At 58.0% G+C, this 5,232-nt stretch carries 2 rRNA genes; both read right to left on the bottom strand.

Annotated elements, in window-relative coordinates:
* Nucleotides 1–68 precede the first annotated feature (68 nt).
* A 23S ribosomal RNA gene (locus tag GFD30_RS26015) occupies nucleotides 69–3,194 on the bottom strand.
* A gap of 373 nt (nucleotides 3,195–3,567) precedes the next feature.
* Nucleotides 3,568–5,100: ribosomal RNA gene (locus GFD30_RS26020) — 16S ribosomal RNA — on the bottom strand.
* The 16S and 23S rRNA genes sit together here, the layout of an rRNA operon.
* Between the last annotated feature and the right edge of the window lie 132 nt (nucleotides 5,101–5,232).

Here is a 5,232-nt window from a genome sequence, read left to right on the forward strand (position 1 = left end):
GTGTTGTCTCAGAATCGCATAGCGTGCGTGAATGTCTCGTTCTATCCGGCTTTCGCTGGCCGTAGTGTTGTGTTAAGTTCTCGGCGGTTAGTACCCGTCCACTCCAAACCTTGCGGCTCTTCCATGTCGGGCCTATCAACCCCATCATCTCTAGGGCGCCTCACCAGCATAAACGCTGACGGAGATCTCATCTTAGAGCACGCTTCCCGCTTAGATGCTTTCAGCGGTTATCGCTCCCGAACGTAGCCAACCAGCCATGCCCCTGGCGGGACAACTGGCACACCAGCGGTTCGTCCATCCCGGTCCTCTCGTACTAGGGACAGCCCTCCATCAAATCTCCTACGCGCGCGGCGGATAGGGACCGAACTGTCTCACGACGTTCTAAACCCAGCTCGCGTGCCGCTTTAATGGGCGAACAGCCCAACCCTTGGGACCAACTCCAGCCCCAGGATGCGACGAGCCGACATCGAGGTGCCAAACCATCCCGTCGATATGGACTCTTGGGGAAGATCAGCCTGTTATCCCCGGGGTACCTTTTATCCGTTGAGCGACACCACATCCGTACGTCGGTGCCGGATCACTAGCCCCTGCTTTCGCACCTGCTCGACCCGTCGGTCTCACAGTCAAGCACCCTTCTACGCTTACACTCACCGACCGGTTTCCAACCGGCCCGAGGGTACCATTGGGCGCCTCCGTTACCATTTAGGAGGCAACCGCCCCAGTTAAACTACCCACCAGGCACTGTCCCCCGACCCGATCAGGGCCGCGGGTGAGACACATCATCAGATCAGAGCGGTATTTCACCAACACCTCCACCCGAACTAGCGTCCGGGCTTCCCAGGCTCCCGCCTATCCTACACAAACCAGACAACATGCCAATACCAAGCTATAGTAAAGGTCCCGGGGTCTTTCCGTCCTGCCGCGCGAAACGAGCATCTTTACTCGTACTGCAATTTCGCCGAGCATGTGGTTGAGACAGCGGGGAAGTCGTTACGCCATTCGTGCAGGTCGGAACTTACCCGACAAGGAATTTCGCTACCTTAGGATGGTTATAGTTACCACCGCCGTTTACTGGCGCTTCAATTCACCACTGCAGCCCTTGCGGGCCTGATGGATCCTCTTAACGTTCCAGCACCGGGCAGGCGTCAGTCCATATACCTCACCTCACGGCTTCGCATGGACCTGTGTTTTTAGTAAACAGTCGCTTCCCCCTGGCCTCTGCAACCCCCCACCGCTTCCGTGCGCACGCACCACAGCAGAGGGCCCTCCTTCTCCCGAAGTTACGGAGGCAATTTGCCGAGTTCCTTAACCACACATCACTCGAACGCCTCAGTATACTCTACCTGACCACCAGTGTCGGTTTCGGGTACTGGCCGAGCACCACTCGCTAGAGGCTTTTCTCGACAGCACGGGATCACCGAATTCGGCCTTAAGGCCTATGCTTCAGCGCTCACCCTCCAGGTCGAACCTGAGGAACTCCGGATTTGCCTAGAGTCCCGGGCTACCACCTTACCCCGCCTAATCCACCAGACGGTACGGCTACCCCACTGCGTCACCCCATCACTACGCTACACACGGAAAGGACCCCAACCACTCACCAACGAGCAGCCACCCGAAGGCGACCACCCGCCGGCTCGCAGCCGGTTAGCACAACCGCTATCACTCATACGCGGCACTCGGGTACCGGAATATCAACCGGTTATCCATCGACTACGCCTCTCGGCCTCGCCTTAGGCCCAGACTAACCCAGGGCGGAACAACCGTCCCCTGGAACCCTTAGTCAATCGGCGCACAGGATTCTCACCTGTGTTTCGCTACTCATGCCTGCATTCTCACTCGCACCAAGTCCACCGGATCGATCACTCGCCGGCTTCACCCCAGGCACGACGCTCCCCTACCCAACCCGCAGAGACAAGTCTCTACGGCATTGCTACGGCTTCGGCGGTGCACTTCAGCCCCGCTACATTATCGGCGCGAAACCACTCGACCAGTGAGCTATTACGCACTCTTTCAAGGATGGCTGCTTCTAAGCCAACCTCCTGGCTGTCAACGCGACCCCACATCCTTTTCCACTCAGTGCACCCTTAGGGGCCTTAGCCGGTAATCTGGGCTGTTTCCCTCTCGACGACGGATCTTCTCACCCGCCGACTCACTGCCGCACTCAACACCATGGCATTCGAAGTTTAGCTGAGCTCAGTAACCGACACGGCCCATCACCCAACCAGCGCCCTACCACCACGGTGCAACATGCGACGCTGCACCTAAATGCATTTCGGGGAGAACCAGCTATCACGGAGTTTGATTGGCCTTTCACCCCTACCCACACCTCATCCCCCCAGTTTGCAACCTAGGTGGGTTCGGGCCTCCACGACCTCTTACAGCCGCTTCACCCTGGACATGGGTAGATCACCCCGCTTCGGGTCTAAAACGTGCAACTCAGACGCCCTATTCAGACTCGCTTTCGCTCCGGCTCCACCCCACGGCTTAACCTCGCTGCACACCTTAACTCGCAGGCTCATTCTTCAAAAGGCACGCCATCACCCGCCCACGAACAGCACGAAGCCGCCCGCCGGGCTCTGACGGATTACAGGCACATGGTTTCAGGCACTCTTTCACTCCCCTCCCGGGGTACTTTTCACCATTCCCTCACGGTACTCTCCACTATCGGTCACCGGACCTCTTTAGGCTTAGCAGACGGTCCTGCCAGATTCACACGAGCCTCCACGAAACCCGCGCTACTCGGGTGCGCTCCCCGAACACCACCAACAACCTTCACCTACGGGACTCTCACCCTCTCCGGTCGGCTTTCCCACACCGTTCGACTAGCTGCTGATGCGTGAACCTAGTCTCGGCAGAAACTAACGGAAACGTCCCACAACCCCTGACCCGCAACGCCTGCCGGCTATCACACGAACCAGGTTTAGCCTCCTCCGCTTTCGCTCGCCGCTACTCACGGAATCACTCTTGTTTTCTCCACAGCAGGTACTGAGATGTTTCACTTCCCCGCCACACCACCACCCGCCCTATACATTCAGGCAGGCGCGACCGGCCATCAAGCCGGCCAGGTTACCCCATTCGGAAACCCTGGGATCACAGTCCAGTTGGCAACTCCCCCAGGCATATCGCAGCCTCACACGTCCTTCATCGGTCATCCGGCACCAAGGCATCCACCATGCGCCCTACACAACTTAACCAACACACGGCCAAGTCAGATAGAAACAAAGACACTCACGCACACTATACAAATCTCAAACAACACACCAGCCCCATCAAACCCACCACTACCAGCGGCGGCATCAACAGGACCAGGCTCCGAGACGTATTGCCTCAGAACCCCAACAGGGTGCGAGACCCAAAGTCACCACACCGAACCACCAGGGTTCGATGCAGAGACCATTGGGTCTCAAGGATGGGAACGAGCCTCGCCCGTTCGAAACAGCGTGCAGTCGACACACCATATAAAACATTCAGTCCATACACACCCGAGCGGTAACCACCGCAAGCGAAATACCTGCAGCGGGCTCGGATGGTTGACCACGGCGTTCATGCCGGGTCGGGACTCCTTAGAAAGGAGGTGATCCAGCCGCACCTTCCGGTACGGCTACCTTGTTACGACTTCGTCCTAATCGCCAGCCCCACCTTCGACCACTCCCTCCGGCAAAGCCGGTTAGGCCGCAGGCTTCGGGTGTTGCCAACTTTCATGACGTGACGGGCGGTGTGTACAAGGCCCGGGAACGCATTCACCGCAGCGTTGCTGATCTGCGATTACTAGCGACTCCACCTTCATCGAGTCGAGTTGCAGACTCGAATCCGAACCAAGACCGGCTTTACAGAGATTCGCTCCACCTCACGGTATCGCAACCCGCTGTACCGGCCAATGTAGCATGCGTGAAGCCCTGGACATAAGGGGCATGATGACTTGACCTCATCCCCACCTTCCTCCGAGTTAACCCCGGCAGTCTCCCGCGAGTCCCCAACTCAATGCTGGCAACACGGGATAAGGGTTGCGCTCGTTGCGGGACTTAACCCAACATCTCACGACACGAGCTGACGACAGCCATGCACCACCTGTCACCCAGTCCGAAGAGGGCTCTATCTCTAGAGCTTTCCGGGTGATGTCAAACCCAGGTAAGGTTCTTCGCGTTGCATCGAATTAATCCGCATGCTCCGCCGCTTGTGCGGGCCCCCGTCAATTCCTTTGAGTTTTAGCCTTGCGGCCGTACTCCCCAGGCGGGGCGCTTAATGCGTTAGCTACGGCACAGAACCAACCAATGTGGCCCCACACCTAGCGCCCACCGTTTACAGCATGGACTACCAGGGTATCTAATCCTGTTCGCTCCCCACGCTTTCGCTCCTCAGCGTCAGAACAAGCCCAGAAACCCGCCTTCGCCACCGGTGTTCCTCCACATATCTGCGCATTTCACCGCTACACGTAGAATTCCAGTTTCCCCTACTTGCCTCAAGCCCGCCCGTATCCACCGCAAAACCCCGGTTAAGCCGAGGCCTTTCACGGCAGACGCAGCGGGCCGCCTACGAGCCCTTTACGCCCAATAAATCCGGACAACGCTCGCGCCCTACGTCTTACCGCGGCTGCTGGCACGTAGTTAGCCGGCACTTATTCAACCACTACCGTCAACCCCGCGAATACGGAGCCTTCGTGGTGGATAAAAGAGGTTTACAACCCGAAAGCCGTCATCCCTCACGCGGCGTCGCTGCATCAGGCTTCCGCCCATTGTGCAAAATTCCCCACTGCTGCCTCCCGTAGGAGTCTGGGCCGTATCTCAGTCCCAATGTGACCGACCGCCCTCTCAGGCCGGCTACCCGTCAACGCCTTGGTAGGCCATCACCCCACCAACCAGCTGATAGGCCGCGGGCCCCTCCCCAACCGCAAAAACTTTCCACCACCAGGCATGCACCTAGAGGTCGTATCCGGTATTAGCCGCCGTTTCCAACGGTTATCCCAGAGATGGGGGCAGGTTACCCACGTGTTACTCACCCGTTCGCCACTCGAGTACCCGCAAGCGGGCCTTTCCGTTCGACTTGCATGTGTGAAGCACGCCGCCAGCGTTCGTCCTGAGCCAGGATCAAACTCTCCAACAAAAACCTGTTGCGCACCAAACCCTTGACAAAGGATCCAGCGACTTCAGTTGTGTCGAAGCCAGTCCTGACCGATTTTCAACGGGACACCAAGCAAGTGCCCCAAGGAAAAGACAGTCAAAAACAGTACCAACC

It is taken from the genome of Glycomyces albidus (genome assembly GCF_009451885.1).
Taxonomy (GTDB): domain Bacteria; phylum Actinomycetota; class Actinomycetes; order Mycobacteriales; family Micromonosporaceae; genus Glycomyces; species Glycomyces albidus.